This is a genomic window from Paramesorhizobium deserti, from assembly GCF_001558695.1.
GTDB classification, from domain to species: Bacteria; Pseudomonadota; Alphaproteobacteria; order Rhizobiales; family Rhizobiaceae; genus Paramesorhizobium; species Paramesorhizobium deserti.
In genome coordinates this window covers 1,462,424-1,479,410 of sequence record NZ_LNTU01000001.1, presented here as the reverse complement: position 1 = coordinate 1,479,410, position 16,987 = coordinate 1,462,424, and the positions used below count along the sequence as shown (strand labels likewise).

The window sequence follows — 16,987 nt, the reverse complement described above, 5'->3', positions numbered from 1 at the left end:
CCAAATGGCAGCCTTGAATCAAAATTGGATTCCGCAGTCAACCTTTGTCCACGAGCGCTAGTGCGAGTTCATGCTGAAGCGCGACTTGCGGGCTGTCGCGGTCATTGTGCAAAATCCTGCGATAAGCCGCTTCAGTCATCTATTTGGCTCGTTCCAGATGGCTTTGATGGGAGGCCGTCCACATCATCAAGCCCGTATTTCTTTTCACATGAAAGTGCCCCGCTGCTTCAGAAAACAACACGTTTCTGGCTCCTGAAGCGTCTCTATCCTACACACAAAACCGAAAATCGCCTGTCTTTGTAGGTCGGAGTACGAAGGGCTTACTTAGCTTGTTGTAAAGGCTGGTTTCCTGCCTTTTTTAATCATCCCCGTTGGCGACACGAATGGTTTCGCCGCGAGAAACGGGGACCATCGTGACACACCATCACCATCATGACCGAGACATGATCTCTCGCAGCGTGCGGATGCTGCGCACGGCGCTTGGACCTTCGATCGTTCGCCACCTCGAAGACCCCGCCATTGTCGAGGTGATGCTGAACCCGGACGGCCGCCTGTGGGTGGATCGGCTGAAGGACGGTATTGCCGATACCGGCGATACACTATTGCCGGAGGACGGCGAACGGATCGTCCGGCTGGTCGCCCATCATGTCGGCGCGGAAGTCCATGCGGGCAGTCCTCGCGTTTCAGCCGAGCTTCCCGAAACGGGCGAGCGGTTTGAAGGTCTCCTGCCGCCTGTCGTCACGGCGGCCGCCTTCGCCATCCGTAAGCCGGCCGCGGCTATCTTCACGCTCTCCGATTACGTCACCGCCGGCATCATGACTCAGGCGCAAGCTGACGTTCTGCGCATCGCTGTCGAAAAGCGGAAAAATATTCTGGTCGCCGGTGGCACGTCCACCGGCAAGACCACGCTCACCAACGCGCTGCTGGCCGAAGTCGCCAAGACCGCCGACCGCGTGGTGTTGATCGAGGACACGCGGGAACTGCGATGTGCCGCACCCAACCTGGTTGCCATGCGGACCAGGGACGGCGTGGCCTCGCTCTCCGATCTGGTGAAGTCGTCGCTACGTCTGCGGCCCGACCGCATCCCGGTCGGCGAGGTACGCGGCGCGGAAGCCCTCGATCTCCTGAAGGCATGGGGTACCGGCCATCCCGGCGGGATCGGCACGATCCACGCCAATACCGCTATCGGCGCGTTGCGTCGGCTTGAACAGCTCGTGCAGGAAGTCGTGATTACGGTCCCGCGTGCGCTGATCGCCGACACCATCGACGTGATCGCCGTTCTCTCCGGCCGCAGCTCAGCCCGCCGCCTTTCCGAAATCGCCCTCATGGACGGAATCGATCCCGTCACCGGCGACTACCGCACCCTTTCAGCTCAACCTCCTTCTGATCGTCAACCGCCCCCGAAAGGAGAAGACGCATGAACACGCTTGCCCTGTCCATACCTTCCATCCCTCGCCGTTTCCGCACCCGACTTGCGCACGCGACAGCGCTCGCGTCCGTCACATCGCTGATGGCGGCACCTGCTCACGCTTCCGGCTCCTCGATGCCTTGGGAAGAACCGCTGCAACAGATTCTGGAGAGCATCGAAGGCCCGGTTGCCAAGATCGTCGCCGTCATCATCATCATCGCCACCGGCCTTGCTCTGGCCTTCGGCGATACGTCGGGCGGTTTTCGCAGGCTGATCCAGATCGTCTTCGGCTTGAGCATCGCTTTCGCGGCGTCGAGCTTCTTTCTGTCTTTCTTCTCGTTTGGCGGCGGAGCGCTGATCGCATGACGGTCTTCCCTGCCGAACGGGATGAGGTGCGTGGCTTCTTCGCACCGGTCCGCCGGGCACTGACCGAGCAGATATTGCTCGGCGGCGCTCCCCGTGCCACCGCCATCGCCAACGGCACGCTCGCTGGGGCGGTTGGCCTTGGTCTTCGCCTCTGGATCGCCGGGCTGGTGATCTGGGCCATCGGCCATTTTGGCGCCGTCTGGGCCGCACGGCGTGACACGCAATTCGTAGACGTCGGTCGCCGTCACCTGCGCTATCCGGCGCACATGGGCGTGTAAGGGGCGACCGGCGATGCTCAATCTCTCCGAATACCGAAAGAAGAATGCCGGCCTTGCCGACTTCCTGCCCTGGGCGGCACTGATTGCACCCGGCATCGTTCTGAACAAGGACGGCAGTTTCCAGCGCACGGCCCGTTTCCGTGGTCCCGATCTCGACAGCGCCACGCCTTCCGAACTGATCGGCACCACGGCGCGGCTCAATGGCGCGCTACGCCGTCTCGGTTCCGGTTGGGCGATCTTCGTGGAAGCGCAGCGCAATCCCGCGACCGAATATCCGACAAGCCTGTTTGCCGATTCCGCATCGGCCCTGCTGGACGTGGAACGCCGGGAACAGTTTGAAGAATCCGGGTTGCTCTACGAAAGCAGCTATTATCTCACCTTCGTCTGGCTGCCGCCCGCCGAAGAAAGCTCGCGGATGGAAGGCTGGCTTTACGAGGGCCGCGAACATTCCGGTCTCGATCCGTGGGAATTGCTCAAGGGCTTCATCGACCGTACTGGCAGGGTATTGCATCTGGTCGAAGGTTTTATGCCGGAGGCGGCGTGGCTCGATGACGGCGAGACGCTGACCTATCTCCATTCGACCATTTCCACGAAACGCCATCGTGTCCGGGTTCCCGAAACGCCGATGCACCTCGACGCGCTTTTGGCCGATCTGCCTTTGGCTGGCGGTTTGGAGCCAAGGCTGGGCGAGTTCCATCTTCGCACGCTGACCGTGATCGGTTTCCCGACCGTCACATTTCCCGGCATTCTCGACGACCTCAATCGTCTGGCCTTCATGTACCGTTGGTCCACGCGGGCGATCATGCTCGACAAGACCGACGCGACCCGGCTGGTAACGAAGATTAGGCGGCAATGGTTCGCCAAGCGCAAGTCGGTCGCCGCAATCCTCAAGGAAGTCTTGACCAACGAGCAATCCGTTCTTCTGGATTCGGACGCGGCCAACAAGGCGGCGGACGCCGATGCGGCCTTGCAGGATCTCGGCTCCGATCAGGTAGGCGAGGCTTACGTCACGGCTACCGTCACGGTCTGGGACGCCGATCCCCGTATTGCCGACGAAAAGCTCCGCCTCGCGGAAAAGGTCATCCAGTCCCGAGACTTCACGGCCATCGTCGAGACGGTCAACGCCATCGAGGCATGGATGGGCAGCATTCCCGGCCATGTCTATGCCAATGTCCGGCAACCGCCGATTTCGACCCTGAACCTCGCCCATATGATGCCGTTATCCGCAGTATGGGCAGGTCCGGAGATGGACGAGCATCTCGGCGCCCCGCCGCTGTTCTACGCCAGGACCGATGGCGCGACACCGTTCCGCTTCTCGCTGCATGTCGGCGACGTCGGCCATACGATGATTGTCGGCCCGACAGGTGCGGGCAAGAGCGTGTTGCTCTGCCTCATGGCCTTACAGTTCCGGCGCTATGAGCGCAGCCAGGTCTTCGCCTTCGACTTCGGCGGCAGCATCAGGGCCGCAACACTGGCCATGGGCGGCGACTGGCAGGATTTGGGCGGCGCGCTCACCGGCGACACGGCGCTCCTCAACACTGTGTCGCTCCAGCCGCTGGCCGGAATTCACGACACACCGGAACGGGCATGGGCGGCTGACTGGCTGGTTGATATTCTCGCCCGCGAAGGCGTGGAGATCACGCCCGACGTCAAGGAACATCTCTGGACGGCGCTCACATCTCTTGCTTCCACGCCGGTCGTGGAACGGACCATTTCCGGCCTTGCCGCATTGCTGCAATCAAACAGCCTCAAGCAGGCGCTTCGCCCCTACTGCATCGGCGGTCCTTATGGCCATCTGCTCGACGCGGAGATGGAATGGCTCGGTTCCGCGTCGGTACAAGCCTTCGAGACCGAAGGGCTGGTCGGAACCGGAGCGGCCCCGGCAGTGCTCTCCTATCTGTTTCACCGGATCGAATCCCGCTTCGGCGGTCGCCCAGACCTCCTCATTATCGATGAAGGCTGGCGCGCTCTGGACGATGGTGGTTTCGCGGTAAAGATCAAGGAATGGCTGAAGACACTGCGCAAGAAAAACGTCTCCGTCATCTTTTCCTCGCAATCGCTCGCCGACATCGAAGCTTCACCGATCGCGCCGGTGATCGTCGAAAGCTGCCCAACCCGCATCTTCCTCGCCAACGAACGGGCCGTCGAACCGCAGATCGCCGCCGTCTATCGCCAGTTCGGCCTCAACGACAGACAGATCGAGATTATCGCCCGTGCCACGCCGAAGCGGGATTATTACTGCCAGTCCCGGCGCGGCAACCGCCTGTTCGAGCTTGGCCTTGGTTCTATCGCGCTCACGCTTTGCGCCGCATCCGACAAGACCGCCCATGCGCTGATCGACGCACTCATGAAGGACGGCGCGAGGCCGTATTTCCTCGAAGCGTGGCTTGAGGCCAACGGCCTGCGCTGGGCGGCCGATCTCATTCCCGACCTCACCAACGTCACCGCCAGTGCGACCAGCACGGCTGGTACAACCCGTCCGGCCAGCGCCAATGAGGACGGTCCTGCATGGGCGGGCAATGACCCTGCCGCAAACGATCCGTCACCCGAAGAGGAGTTTCCGCTATGAGGAATAGCGCCCGTTCCCCGTATACTCGCGTTCTGGCCTGCGCCGTGAGTGCTTCCGCGATCCTGCTTCCCGTCACCCTGCCGCTGGTCGTCATCCCGTTCGGGGCGGCTCCGGCGCTGGCGTGGAAGATCGTCTATGACCCGACGAACTACTCCCAGAACCTGCTTTCCGCCGCCCGCGCGCTGGAGCAGATCAACAATCAGGTGACGTCTCTCGCCAACGAGGCGCAGATGCTCATCAACCAGGCCAAGAACCTGACCAGTCTACCGACTTCGCTCCTGTCGAAGATCGAAGGCAATTTCTCCGAAATGAAGTCGCTTCTCGATGAGGCCGACCAGCTCGCCTACAATGTCCAGACTATCGAGACACAGTTCAACGCCAGCTATCGCGATTTCGCGACCAGTGACCGTACCGCATCGCAACTGGTCTCTTCGGCGCAACAGCGCTGGCAGCAGTCCGTTTCCGCCCTCGAGCATTCCCTGAAGGTCGGCGCCGTCGCAGTCGGCAATATCGAAGGCACGAGAGCACAGACCAGCGAGCTTGTCAGCGCCAGCCAGTCTTCAGTCGGCGTGCTTCAGGCGACGCAAGCCGGCAACCAGCTTCTCGCCGTACAGGCCAGGCAGATTTCCGACCTCACCGCCATGCTGGCAGCCCAGGGTCGCGCCAGCGCGCTCGAACAGGCACGGCAGGCCGCGGCACAGGAACAGGCCCGCGAGCAGTTCTCGCGCTTCATGAGCGGCACTGCCTATTCGTCGTCGAGCGTCCGCATGTTCCACGATTGAGGAGCTTCAGACGATGGACCTGAAGATCGCCGCCCGGATGATTGCCGTCTTCGCCATCGGCGCGGGGCTGACCGCCGCCATCACGGCCCTGCATGACGATGAAGACAGGTTCGATGTGCGAGCCCCCCGCATCGCGCGTCCGGGCGGCGACCCCGCCAGCAGAAGCGAGCTCATTCGTTGCCGTGACCTGGGCGCTGCGGCACGCGCAGACGCCGCCTGCCACAAGGCATGGGCGGAGAACCGCCACCGCTTCTTCCAGTTCAACAGGCCGGATCGGCCGACGCCGCCCAGGGCGAGCGTGGAGGCTGGGCATGAATAATGTCGGCGTGATCGATCGTTTCCTTGAGACGTTCACCAGCTATATCGACACTGGCTTCGGCCTCCTGTCCGGTGAGGTTGCGTTCCTGACTTCAACGCTGATCGTCATCGACATTGTGCTCGCCGGCCTGTTCTGGGCGTGGGGCGCCGACGAGGACATTATCCAGCGGCTCGTGAAGAAGACCCTCTATATCGGCTTCTTCTCCTTCATCATCGGCAACTTCAACAACCTGGCAAAGATTGTATTCGAGTCTTTCAGCGGGCTTGGCCTGAAGGCTGGCGGTTCCAGCCTGTCGGGATCGGAACTGTTGCAGCCCGGCCGCGTGGCGCAGGTCGGCCTTGACGCCGGCGAACCGATCCTGACCGCCGTGGGCGAACTGACCGGCTACATTTCCTTCTTCGAGAACTTCATCCAGATATTCGTGTTGCTGGTGGCATGGATCGTTGTGCTGATCGCCTTCTTTGTCCTGGCGATCCAGATTTTCGTGACGCTGATAGAGTTCAAGCTGACGACGCTTGCGGGTTTCGTGCTGATCCCCTTCGCACTGTTCAACAAGACGTCGTTCCTCGCCGAAAAGGTGCTCGGCAACATTGTCGCCTCCGGCGTCAAGATTCTGGTTCTCGCCGTGATTGTCGGCATCGGCTCCGGCCTCTTCAGCGAGTTCACCGCCGGCTTTTCCGAACAGCCGACAATCAGCGAAGCTCTGTCGCTGGTGCTCGGCGCGCTCTCACTCATGGGCCTGTCGATCTTCGGCACTGGCATGGCCACCGGCCTTGTCTCCGGTGCGCCGCAGCTCGGCGCGGGTGCGGCGGTCGGGACCGGCCTTGCCGTCGCCGGTATCGGTGCTGCCGGTTTCATGGCTGGAAAGGCCGGTTTGGGTGCCGCTGTAAGCGGGGCCGGCGGAGCCGCCCGTGGTGGTGCTGCCTTGGCCGGCGGCGTCAGGACCGCTTACGGTCTCGGCGATGCTTCGGCGGGATCGACCGGGACCGGCGGCGGTGCTGCCGGTTTCGCGGCGATCGCACAGGCCGGTACCGGCCTTGCCATGAACAAGGGCAGGGATGCGGCGTCTCGCGCCGGTGAATCCTTGCACTCCAGCTACCGTTCCGGTCAGGCCGCTGCATGGAAGGCTACCGGCGGCAAGAACGAGGTCGATCCGGGCGGCTGCGGCGCCGCGGCCAATGATCCGAACCATGCCAGGGCCCAATACTCAAGGGTCGTTTCCGGCTCCAATAGTTCTCCGCAATCCGCATCAGCGCCCGACTGGGCGCAGCGGATGAAGCGCAACAGCACCATCAACCATGGCGTCAGCACTGCCGCCCACACGGTCCGTTCCGGCGATTACGGCGGCGGTTCAATGTCCGTTTCCCTCAATCAGGATGATCGCACATGAATATCTTCAAGCGTCCTTCCGTGCGCTATGCCCGCACGCCCGAACCCGAAACACCCTATCAGCGCGCCGGACAGGCATGGGACGAACGGATCGGTTCGGCCCGCGTGCAGGCGAGGAACTGGCGGCTCATGGCTTTCGGATCGCTGATCCTTACGGCCGGATTCGCTTCTGCCCTCGTCTGGCAGTCCACGCGCGGCACCGTGGTTCCGTGGGTAGTGCAGATCGACCGCTTCGGCGAGGCACAGGCCGTGGCCTCCGCCGTGGCCGACTATCGGCCGACCGATCCGCAGATCGCCTGGCATCTGGCCCGTTTCATCGAACAGGTTCGCGGCATTCCGGCTGACGCTGTGATCGTCCGGCAGAACTGGCTTCGCGCCTACGAGTTTACCACGGATCGCGGTGCGATCGCGCTCAACGATTTTGCGCGGGCGAACGACCCGTTCACGAAAGTCGGCAAGACGCAAATCTCGGTGGAGATTTCCAGCGTCATTCGCGCCTCTCCGGATTCGTTCCGCGTTGCATGGGTGGAGCGCACCTACGAGAAGGGCCAGCTTTCCGGCACCGAACGCTGGACGGCCATCTTGACCGTCGTGATCCAGCCGCCACGCACCGCTGAAAAACTCCGCGCCAATCCGCTTGGCGTGTTCGTCAACGCAATCAACTGGTCAAAGGAGATGGGACAGTGAGAGGGGCAGACAGGAAAAGAGCATTCGTGCTGGCGGTAATGCTGGTATCGGCAACCGCGTTTGCCGGTTGCGCGAAGAAATATATCCCACCGGAAATCGACTATGACGACGCGGCTCCGGCCATACGGACAACCGATCCGGTTGCGCCGGTCAAGGTGGTCGAGGTTCCCAAAACGCTTCCGCTGCCCGGACAGTTGAAGCCGGCCGATGGCAGCAAGAAGACCGCCGAAGCGGCCGACCCGAAGGCGCGGATCAGCGCCGCCAACGAGGCGGCCCGAATGCAGCCGATCCGCAACGGTTTCATCAACGCCGTGCAGGTTTATCCCTTCGCCGTCGGCGCGCTCTATCAGGTCTATGCCGCGCCCGGTCAGGTGACGGATATCGCGCTTCAGCCCGGAGAAACCCTGGTCGGCTCCGGCCCAGTCGCGGCCGGCGACACGGCGCGCTGGATCATCGGCGACACCGAGAGCGGGACGGGTACCACTAAACAGGTCCATATCCTCGTGAAACCGACGCGGCCGGATCTCCAGACCAACCTTGTCATCAACACCGACAGGCGCACCTATCACCTGGAACTGCGCTCGACGGAAAGCACCTACATGGCATCCGTCTCATGGCAATATCCAGCCGACCAGCTCATTGCGCTGCGCCGCCAGAACGCGTGGGCGGCGGAGCTTCAGCCTGTTGCCAGCGGCGTGGACATCTCGAAGCTGAACTTCCGGTACAGGATCGAGGGTGACAGCACGCCGTGGCGGCCGCTGCGGGCCTTCGATGATGGAAGCAAGGTCTATATCGAGTTTCCATCCGGCATCGGGCAGGGCGAAATGCCGCCGCTCTTTGTCATCGGCGGATCGGGCAATTCCGAACTGGTGAACTATCGCGCCCGCCAGAACTACTATGTCGTGGACCGCCTGTTCGCGGCCGCGGAACTGCGCCTTGGCGACAAGGACACGCAGAAGCGTGTTCGCATCGTCCGCACCGATGGCCGGCCGGTGGCGGCGAAACGGACGGCTCTCTTCTCGCGGAGCAGCAACCGATGAACGGGACGACGAAATCACCGGAAACGGACATTGCCGCGCAATTGCGCCTGCGGCCAGAACCGCCGCGTGTCACGCGGCTTTCACGGAAAGTCCTGATCGGTGCCGGCGGCGTGGCGGGCATCGTCATTGCAGGCGCTCTGTTCTGGGCGCTCGACACCAGTAGGCGCGGCAGCCAGTCCGCGACGGAACTCTACAACGTCGATAATAAGACGCCTGCCGATGGGCTGGCTGGTCTGCCGAAGGACTACACCAATATCCCGAGACTCGGGCCTGCCCTTCCGGGCGATCTTGGCCGCCCGATCCTACGGGCGCGGGAACAGGGCAAGCCGGTTGCCGCGCCGAATATCCAGACGCCCCGCATCGATCCGGAAGAACAGCGCCGCCTTGCTGAGATCGAAGCGGCGCGGCTGGCAAAGCTGTTCACCGACAGCCGGGGAGAGAGGACAACGGGCAATCACGAGGTTGCATCCGCGATGTTGCCGACAGGCTCCGGCGTTGATCCGGCGACCGGGGGCCCTCTTCGCGCCGAAACCTCGCCGCTCGATTCCGGTTCGGCGCAGAACATGCAGGACCGCAAGCTGGCATTCGTCAACGCCGAGGCTGACCGGCGCACCGTCAGCGCCGGCCGCGTGCAGGAGAAGACGTCACCCTACGTTGTGCAGGCCGGAACCGTCATTGCCGCCGCACTGATTACCGGCATCAAATCCGATCTTCCCGGCCAGATTATCGCGCAGGTCACGGAACACGTCTATGACAGCCCGACCGGAAACCATCTGCTGATCCCGCAAGGTTCCCGCCTGATCGGCCAGTACGACAGCCAGGTCGCGTTCGGCCAGTCTCGCGTTCTCCTGGTCTGGAACCGGCTTATCATGCCGGACGGCACATCAATTGTGCTAGAACGCCTTCAGGGTGGCGATCCCCAAGGCTTCTCCGGTCTTGAGGACGGTGTCGACTACCATTGGGGCCAACTGTTCAAAGCCGCTGCCCTATCCACGCTACTTGGCATCGGCACGGAAATCGGTTCCAGCAATGACGAGAATGAAATCGCCAAGGCGATCCGCGAAAGCGCGCAGGATACGGCTTCCGACATCGGCCAGCAGATCGTGCGCCGCCAGCTCACCATTCAGCCGACACTTACCATCAGGCCGGGTTTTCCGGTGCGCGTGATTGTTCAGCGGGATTTAGCAATACAGCCGTGGGGCACGGCCAAGGAGCGTATATGACGAAGCTGAAGCTCTCAGCAATTCCGGACGACAAGCCAGTAAAAATCACCGTCGAGCTTCCAGCGGAGGTGTTTCGCGACCTGCAAGCCTATGCCGCCATCCTTGCCAAAACCGCTGGTGACACGACATCGCCTGATCCGTCCAAGCTCATCGCCGATGCTCCGGCGATTCATGGCGGCCGATAAAGGCTTTTCCAAAGCCAGGAGATCTGAAGGAGCCGGGCTGTGAAACGCCTTCAAGGTCTATTGTGAGCCACCGCGACATAACGCTCGCGAAGCAGACCGAGAAAGCTCTTCAATGCCGGATTCGTATTGTCGGAACGCCAATGCGCAAGGTAACGGACCCGCGTGGAACGCTCGTTACCGCGGATTTCCCGGTAGACTATATCAGGATGGCCGATGCCGGCATCCGCCTCATAGACAAGTGCAATTCCGTCACCTCTACGGACAAGCCCAAGCAGGGAATCCCGGCCTACGTCATGATGGACAATCCGGCTTTCATGGGCGCCGATATTCGCGCGCAGCAGGTCGCGTAACTCATTGCCCGGTTCATGGCGACGAAGAATGATCCGTTCCATCGCAAGGTCCTGCCACGCGATAACCGATTTATCCGCAAGAGGATGATCGGCGCGCAGCGCCGCAAGGATACGCTCGCGCCAGAGCGGCAGGCTGGAATCGCCCGCACTGGCTTGGGATGTCGAAATTTTCACGTCGATTGCGTGATTGTTTAGTGCAACCGACAATTCCGATCGCGGCGCTTCCAGAAATTGCAGGGCGATCTCGGGGTGAAGGCCAATGAACTGTCGGACAATATCGCAGAGTTCACCTTCCAGCATGGACACATAGAGGCCGATGGAAAGGCTTCCGTTCGCTCCGCGGCGCGCCGTGTCGGCCAAAGTGAGGACGCTTTCGAGATCGGCAATCACGCGGCGAACGCCCTGAAGGAAATCGGCGCCTTCCGGAGTCGGTGTCACCCCGTTACCGTTGCGGCGGAATATCGTGATGCCGACAGAGTCTTCCAATGCCCGGATTCTTCGGCTGACCTGGGAATAATGCGTATTCAGTCTCCTGCCAGCACGAATGAAGCTCCCCTCCTCCGCGGCGATCAGGGCCTGGCGAAGCTGCAATAGCTGGACGTAGTTCAGCACGGCACTCCCCTCAACATTGAAGCTGACTGATCCATCCCACCTCCAAAATAGAATGGAAGCGCCAAACCATTCCTGTTCCAATGTCCTCTCAATGACCCCTCTCCGTATGATTGCGCTATTTGGCGAGATCTGAAACGAGGCCAACTGCCGTGGTTCCACGTGTCGCGCTCGCCCATTCGGCGCGGGGCCGGCATGATCAACAGCCACATAAGCATATTCTAGAAGGCGCAGGGCAACTATATCCAGGCAAACCTCCCAGTCTTTCCAGAACACCCATTCAGCGCGTATCTGCCTGGAATGAAAAGCGGGATCGCGGGTGCGGGTCCGATACGTTATCCATAAGCGGCGCGAATCTCCTGTCTGATGCGGTCGATGGCGGAACACAGGCCGCGGACCTCTTCCTGGCTGTGGGCCGAGGTCAGACAGATCCGCAGCCCTGCCTGTCCTCTGGCGACGGTGGGAAAGAAAATAGCGGAGGCATAAAGCCCTTGCCGCAAAAGGCTCCTCGCCGCCGCGATGGCCAGAAGTTCGTCATCAAAGTGAACGGTTCTGATGGGCAGTGATGATCCGTGCTGGGCGGTGTGAATAAGGCTGTCGAACAGGGCGATCCGCTGCTGCAAGGTTTCCTGCAACTGGCTGAGTTCCGGCGTGCGGTGCAGCTCGGCCGATGCCAGGGCGGCACCGATGGACGCTGTGTCCAGGGATGCCGAGAAGGCATGAGCGATGGCGAAGCGGCGGAAAAGCGTCTCCTGCAGGGCGGTGCCAAGCATGAGCATACCTCCTGACGCTCCAAAGCCTTTCCCCAGGGACGTGGCAATAATGGTTCGCTCGCCAAGCTCGCCGATCCGCGATTTGACAAACCCCTCGCCGCGCTCTCCGAAGAGCGATACACCGTGGGCATCATCGACATAAAGAAACAGCCCATATTTTTCCTGCAACCGGACGAGCTCGTTTATGTCAGCGCTGCCACCCATGGAGTAAACGCCATCGCAGATATAGGCAACGGCCTCGTTCTCCAGGCAAATACGCTCAAGAGCTGCCATGTCGTTGTGCTGAACGGTCTCCACTTGGGTTTCCGCGGCAACCGTACCCTTGTGATAGGCAAGCGTCGCATGCGCCAATCTGTCAAATACCATCACCGGTTTGACGCCGCCGGTAAGATGACCAGAGGCAATCAGAGGCAAGGCGCCCATGTTCGCGGCGAGTACGGTTGTGTAGGTGATGACCCGCGCATTGAACAGCTCTGAGAGGCGTTCTTCCAGCGCGCCAAGTCCGGCAAAATTCAGTCGTGTTCTGGCGCATGACCAGTGGAGAGCGCCCGCTTCACGGAGGGCGCGTACCGCGCCATCGACAATGGCCGGATGATTATCAAGGCCCAGATAGGAGCAACGGACGAAATCGACGACGGTCTCTCCATTGTAATTGAGCCGGACCGTGCGTCCGGCGGACGGATGCGCATAGAGCGCCATCACGCCCTGATAGTGCGCGGAATCAAAATGCATGTATGAGGTTTCAATAAGACTTGCCGTGTTTCGGTAAGCGGCTCTTGCGTTACCATCGACGGGGTCGTGAGATTCCTTTTCCATATCTCAACTCCGGTCCATCACAATGCGGACCAGACGTTGAAGGCGCTCCCGCCGGTTCTCAATAAAGCGCGCGACAAATTTGAACGAACATATTTCGGCGATAAATGAATAGTTCGCGCTATATGTCTTCTTGCTGAATTATGATTTTCAGCTGAATTCCACGGCATAACCGGTCGAGCGTATCGTGCGAATGATGCTGCGCCCGGTCATCTGCTCGAGAAGCCGCCGCAGGCGCCCCATATGAACATCCACGGTGCGCGGCTGGACGTAGTAATTGGGTGGCCAGCCCGCTTCGATGAGTTCCGCCCGGCTGAACACACGTCCCGGCGCATCCAGGAGGCGGCACAGAAGCTTGAACTCGATCGGGCCGAGTTGCATCTCTTGTCCCCGGTACCGGATCAGGCGCTTTGCCGCCTCGACGTCGAGATCCCAAACCTGGAAGTTTTCCTTTCGTTCGATATCCAGGCCCCCGCCGTGCCGCCTTTCCGCAACGAGCGCTTTCAGATAACCGAGTATTCTCGCCGGAGAAATCGGGCGGACGAGGCACTCGTCCACTCCCGCTTTCAGCAAATCCAGATAACCATCCTGGTCGCCGGCAGGCGTGAGGGCCACCAGGGGAACGTGCGCGCTTGCCCGATTTTCCTTGACCAGGCCGCACAGATGGAGTGCCTCGCTCGCGTTGTTCTCGGTATCGAGAAGGATACATAATACGGAAGGTCCCTTGACCGATTCAATCAGGCTGCTTTCATCGACCAGCCTTGCCCTGAAGCCCTCCGCGACAAGGATATGGCTGAACAGAAGGAAGAGGTCAGGATTGCGCGAACAAATGAGCACCAACGGTTTCATGACATATGCCCCTTCTTTTCTTCGGTCAGATCATCTCATCGCACACCAAAATGTCGCATCAAAATTACCGCCGATTAAGATGTTACTTCGGAGTCAAATGGAATTATCCTTTTACAATCCTACAACATTTAAACAAAATACATTGTTATGCGGCTATGTTCATAAAATTTTGATGCAACATTATCTTGATTTCAAGCTACGGTTGAAGCAGGCTGTAGATTCGCGATACAAATAAGGTTATGCATGCTCCATGCCCGCAAAAAACCACGCCTCATTGATGAAATCCGGCATCGACCATCTGCCTCCCGTTAAACAGCGGGAGCTTGCCCGTGTGATCGAGGTGTTGCACGAGGAATTCGAGGATGCCCTTAAAGAAGGCACGGCCGATTTCAAGAAGCGCGGGCGTATCCTGAAGATCGTTCTTTTTGGATCATATGCGCGCGGCACCTTCGTTGACGAGCCACACACCAAGAAGGGGTATCGTTCTGATTTTGATCTTCTGGTTATCGTCAACAACCGCAAGCTGGCGGACTTCGCCACCTACTGGAACAAGGCCGCCGACCGGCTGATGCGCCTCCCCGACGTCAAGACGCCGGTGAGTTTCATAGTGCATTCACGCCGCGAGGTGAACACGGCGCTGAAGCAGGGCCAGTATTTCTTCGTCGATATCCGCCGCGACGGGATTGTGCTTTACGAGCTCGATGACGAACCGCTTGCCAATCCGCATCCCGCGAAGCCACGGGATGCCTTGCGTGTGGCCGGCGATTATTTCCAGGACCGCATGCCGCATGCAGAGAAATTTGCCAAAGGTGCTCGTTTCTATTCACAAGAGGGGGATTTCAAAGAGGCGGCCTTCCTGCTTCACCAGTCGATCGAGCAGGCCTATGCGACACTGCTTCTGGTTCTGACCAACTACAGCCCGCCTTCCCACAATATCAAATTCCTGCGCAGCCTCGCCGAAGATCAGGTGCAGGATCTCGCAGATGTCTGGCCGCGCGATCAGCAGCGCTATATTGCGTGGTTCAACATCATCAACGAAGCTTACGTTAAAGCGCGCTATTCGAGGCACTACGAAATCAGCCAGGAAGCGCTGTTTTGGCTGTCAGAACGGGTAGCCGCGCTGATCACACAGGTAGAGACGATCTGTCAGGCGCATATCGAAAGGCTAAAGCGGCAGGCTGAGACCTGAGGCCGGTGCTAATCTATCTCCCGGCATTTTGATGCCCGGGTCTTATGGCGAGACCTTTTTCCTGCAGGTGACGTTGTGGAGGCGATCGGCAACCGATCGGATGGCGCGATCGTCAAAGTGAGCCGCTACAACTATCATGGCGACATTGATCTTACCCAAGGTCCGTCTCCGCAAAATCGTTGCCTTTGTAGAGCAGAGGCAGGCCGCTCGATTTTGCTGCCGCATAGCTCAGGCAGTCGCCCATGTTCAACCTGGCCGGGTGCCCAGCAACCTTTCCGTAGATAGCGGCGGTCTCGGCTGCGAGACGGCCGATCTTCGTCGTCACCATGATTTCAGTGCAGTCGAGCAGCTGCAAAAGCGCGTCAAATCGCTCTGTCGCCAAATCCAGATCCTCTTGCGTGATCGGCCGACCCTCTGCACGGCTGCGCGCCAGCGACACCACGACTTCATATCGTACAACCGGCGACGTGATGGGTTTTCGCCGGTTCTCCTGGAGGCGCAGCAGAAGATCGGTGGCGTCCGGCTCGTCGAGCAAGATCGCCATAAAGGCCGAGCTGTCCACGAACATCAGATGTCCCCCGACAGATCGTCCAGGAATTCCTTTTCGTCCGGCAGGCGCTTGAAGCCATCAGCTTTCGTCTGCGCCTGCAATTCTCGAATGCTTTCGAGAAGGCTCGGCTTCTTCCGGTGGCGGGCCACGGCCTCTTCGAGAGCTTCCCGCACCACATCCACCTTCTTCTTGCCGGTGAGTGCCACCAGCCGGTTCACCAGCTCGTCAACCTGAGGGTTGTCAACATAGATCGCCATATTGAAATTTCCATATGCAGCATATGTTGAATATAATATGCTGTCTGCTGGAAGCAAGAGCGGGCGTGTTCAGACTACGATATATGGATCTGCGCCCACCGAAACTGACACGCTGCTCGCTGAAGTCTGCCGCGGAGCGGCTTTGCTCGCTGCCGCGTTATACCGCGCATCAAATTGAACCGAATGACCTGCCGATCAAATTCCATCTAAGGCTTTTTATTCATTAAAGCTTTTGTTGCGCATCCTGACGATTTCCGTCATGATGCTTACTGATTGATCGCATTGACAAGCGACCGCCAGGGACGACACGAACAAAGCCGCTCATCGGCTGACGTGACTCTTTTCGAGAGGCTCCAACGTCCGGCTCACACTCCCGTCTATAATCCCGGACGCAGGAGGTTTCGCTTGTCTCATGATCCTGCTTCTCGTCTTCTTCCGTTTCCGGCAAACAGAAATGCCGACCATGGCGAAAGCGTCAAACAAAGAATGAAAGATGACGCCATTCTGCTCTACGGCAGTAACGCGCCAACCGCAGTCGCCTGTTGCGCGCTTGCTGCATGGTGCGAAGACAAAAAAGACGAGTACAAATTCTGGTCGGAAATCTTCCTGCAGCTTCAAGATGGGCCCGGTGACGCCTGATTTTGTCGAGCGGCATCAGCGTCCAGCGCGTAACCTTCCCCGCGCACGGTCCGGATCACATCCGGGCCGTGCCGCGAAAGAGCCCGGCGTAGATGGCCGATATGGATATCAACCGTCCGCGGCTCCACATCGGCGCCTTCCGACCAACCGGCGGCGATGAGTTCATCCCGGCTTCGAACCATTGTGGGGTGGGCCAGCAGATAACGCAGAAGCCTGAATTGCAGAGCGGTCAGCGCGACATCGCGACCGCGTCTCCTGACCTTGATCGAGGCGATGTCCAATTCGATGTCCGCATAGTGAAGAACGGTCTCGCCAGATCGTCCCGTTTTCAGCGGCGGGATTTTGCATCTGGTCTTGAGAAAACCTATCAACACGGCCGGATCGAAAGGGTGAGCGATGACGAGATCGACCAAATCCGACAACTCCGGAACCCGGTAAGGCCCCACCGGCCGGTTCGACAATATTGCCATGGCAATTAAAGGAGATATTGCCTTTATGGCATGGCAGTATCCGGCAACATCCACGCCCGGGAGTGAGCCATCGATAATGACCAGTCCGACGGGTTCCTTGCCGCACAACGCTTTTGCCTCGTCGGGCGACATGACGAGATGAGCGGCAAATCCTTCCGATCCCAGGATATGACGCAGCAGAAGAAAAAGCTGCACATCCGTTGAATGGACGATCACGCGCATGGCGGGCGGTCCTTCCTCAG

At 60.0% G+C, this 16,987-nt stretch carries 18 protein-coding genes and 1 pseudogene; 13 read left to right on the top strand and 6 right to left on the bottom strand.

Going from position 1 to position 16,987, the window contains the following annotated elements:
* Positions 1-443 precede the first annotated feature (443 nt).
* The 11 genes and pseudogenes from trbB to ATN84_RS07020 all read left to right on the top strand — a co-directional run bounded on the left by trbB (position 444) and on the right by ATN84_RS07020 (position 10,289).
* A complete protein-coding gene (gene trbB, locus ATN84_RS07070) occupies positions 444-1,421 on the top strand; it encodes a P-type conjugative transfer ATPase TrbB (protein ID WP_153020113.1) in 978 nt (325 codons plus the stop codon).
* Positions 1,418-1,774, top strand: a complete 357-nt coding sequence (locus ATN84_RS07065) for a TrbC/VirB2 family type IV secretion system protein (protein ID WP_068880784.1) — start codon at positions 1,418-1,420, stop codon at positions 1,772-1,774. The genes trbB and ATN84_RS07065 overlap by 4 nt, the downstream gene beginning before the upstream one ends.
* Entirely contained in the window at positions 1,771-2,052 is a 282-nt protein-coding gene (locus tag ATN84_RS07060; protein WP_068880783.1) for a VirB3 family type IV secretion system protein, read from the top strand. The genes ATN84_RS07065 and ATN84_RS07060 overlap by 4 nt, the downstream gene beginning before the upstream one ends.
* 13 nt (positions 2,053-2,065) lie before the next feature.
* The gene (gene trbE, locus ATN84_RS07055) at positions 2,066-4,621 is read left to right on the top strand and encodes a conjugal transfer protein TrbE (protein WP_068880782.1); all 2,556 of its coding nucleotides are present in this window, start codon (positions 2,066-2,068) and stop codon (positions 4,619-4,621) included.
* On the top strand, positions 4,618-5,403 hold the full coding sequence (gene trbJ / locus ATN84_RS07050; protein WP_068880781.1) for a P-type conjugative transfer protein TrbJ: 786 nt from the start codon (positions 4,618-4,620) through the stop codon (positions 5,401-5,403). The genes trbE and trbJ overlap by 4 nt, the downstream gene beginning before the upstream one ends.
* Before the next feature lie 13 nt (positions 5,404-5,416).
* Positions 5,417-5,722: a putative entry exclusion protein TrbK-alt gene (gene trbK-alt, locus ATN84_RS07045; protein ID WP_068880780.1), complete on the top strand. Its 306-nt coding sequence runs from the start codon at positions 5,417-5,419 to the stop codon at positions 5,720-5,722.
* Entirely contained in the window at positions 5,715-7,112 is a 1,398-nt protein-coding gene (gene trbL / locus ATN84_RS07040; RefSeq protein ID WP_068880779.1) for a P-type conjugative transfer protein TrbL, read from the top strand. Before trbK-alt ends, trbL begins: the two co-directional genes overlap by 8 nt.
* Positions 7,109-7,798 (top strand): conjugal transfer protein TrbF, encoded by a 690-nt coding sequence (gene trbF, locus ATN84_RS07035; protein WP_068880778.1) that lies wholly within the window; start codon positions 7,109-7,111, stop codon positions 7,796-7,798. The genes trbL and trbF overlap by 4 nt, the downstream gene beginning before the upstream one ends.
* Before the next feature lie 38 nt (positions 7,799-7,836).
* Positions 7,837-8,838, top strand: coding sequence for a P-type conjugative transfer protein TrbG (gene trbG / locus ATN84_RS07030; protein ID WP_082766111.1), 1,002 nt, complete (start codon positions 7,837-7,839; stop codon positions 8,836-8,838).
* Positions 8,835-10,061, top strand: a complete 1,227-nt coding sequence (locus ATN84_RS07025; protein WP_068880776.1) for a TraB/TrbI/VirB10 family type IV secretion system protein — start codon at positions 8,835-8,837, stop codon at positions 10,059-10,061. Before trbG ends, ATN84_RS07025 begins: the two co-directional genes overlap by 4 nt.
* Positions 10,058-10,289 (top strand): annotated as a pseudogene (locus ATN84_RS07020) (DUF2274 domain-containing protein). Before ATN84_RS07025 ends, ATN84_RS07020 begins: the two are co-directional and overlap by 4 nt.
* Before the next feature lie 7 nt (positions 10,290-10,296).
* On the opposite strand, the gene ATN84_RS07015 reads toward ATN84_RS07020, so the two are convergent.
* The 3 genes from ATN84_RS07015 to ATN84_RS07005 form a co-directional block, all read right to left on the bottom strand.
* Complete coding sequence (locus ATN84_RS07015) at positions 10,297-11,289, bottom strand: LysR family transcriptional regulator (protein WP_153020112.1); 993 nt, start codon at positions 11,287-11,289, stop codon at positions 10,297-10,299.
* A 251-nt stretch (positions 11,290-11,540) separates the two neighbouring features.
* On the bottom strand, positions 11,541-12,794 hold the full coding sequence (locus ATN84_RS07010; protein ID WP_068880774.1) for an 8-amino-7-oxononanoate synthase family protein: 1,254 nt from the start codon (positions 12,792-12,794) through the stop codon (positions 11,541-11,543).
* A 147-nt stretch (positions 12,795-12,941) separates the two neighbouring features.
* Entirely contained in the window at positions 12,942-13,640 is a 699-nt protein-coding gene (locus ATN84_RS07005; protein WP_068880773.1) for a winged helix-turn-helix transcriptional regulator, read from the bottom strand.
* Between the two features lie 277 nt (positions 13,641-13,917).
* Here ATN84_RS07005 and ATN84_RS07000 point away from each other — a divergent pair, with 277 nt between their 5' ends.
* Positions 13,918-14,829: a nucleotidyltransferase and HEPN domain-containing protein gene (locus tag ATN84_RS07000; protein WP_068880772.1), complete on the top strand. Its 912-nt coding sequence runs from the start codon at positions 13,918-13,920 to the stop codon at positions 14,827-14,829.
* Positions 14,830-14,980: 151 nt separating this feature from the next.
* On the opposite strand, the gene ATN84_RS06995 is transcribed toward ATN84_RS07000, so the two are convergent.
* A complete protein-coding gene (locus tag ATN84_RS06995) occupies positions 14,981-15,397 on the bottom strand; it encodes a type II toxin-antitoxin system VapC family toxin (RefSeq protein ID WP_068880771.1) in 417 nt (138 codons plus the stop codon).
* Positions 15,397-15,636 (bottom strand): type II toxin-antitoxin system VapB family antitoxin, encoded by a 240-nt coding sequence (locus tag ATN84_RS06990; RefSeq protein ID WP_068880770.1) that lies wholly within the window; start codon positions 15,634-15,636, stop codon positions 15,397-15,399. Before ATN84_RS06990 ends, ATN84_RS06995 begins: the two co-directional genes overlap by 1 nt.
* Positions 15,637-16,041: 405 nt before the next feature.
* On the opposite strand from ATN84_RS06990, the gene ATN84_RS26670 reads away from it, so the two are divergent.
* Positions 16,042-16,275 carry a hypothetical protein gene (locus ATN84_RS26670; RefSeq protein ID WP_153020111.1) on the top strand — a complete coding sequence of 78 codons (234 nt, stop codon included), beginning with the start codon at positions 16,042-16,044 and terminating at the stop codon, positions 16,273-16,275.
* Here ATN84_RS26670 and ATN84_RS06985 read toward each other — a convergent pair.
* Positions 16,251-16,967: a winged helix-turn-helix transcriptional regulator gene (locus ATN84_RS06985; RefSeq protein WP_068880769.1), complete on the bottom strand. Its 717-nt coding sequence runs from the start codon at positions 16,965-16,967 to the stop codon at positions 16,251-16,253. The genes ATN84_RS26670 and ATN84_RS06985 overlap by 25 nt on opposite strands.
* Positions 16,968-16,987: the final 20 nt, after the last annotated feature.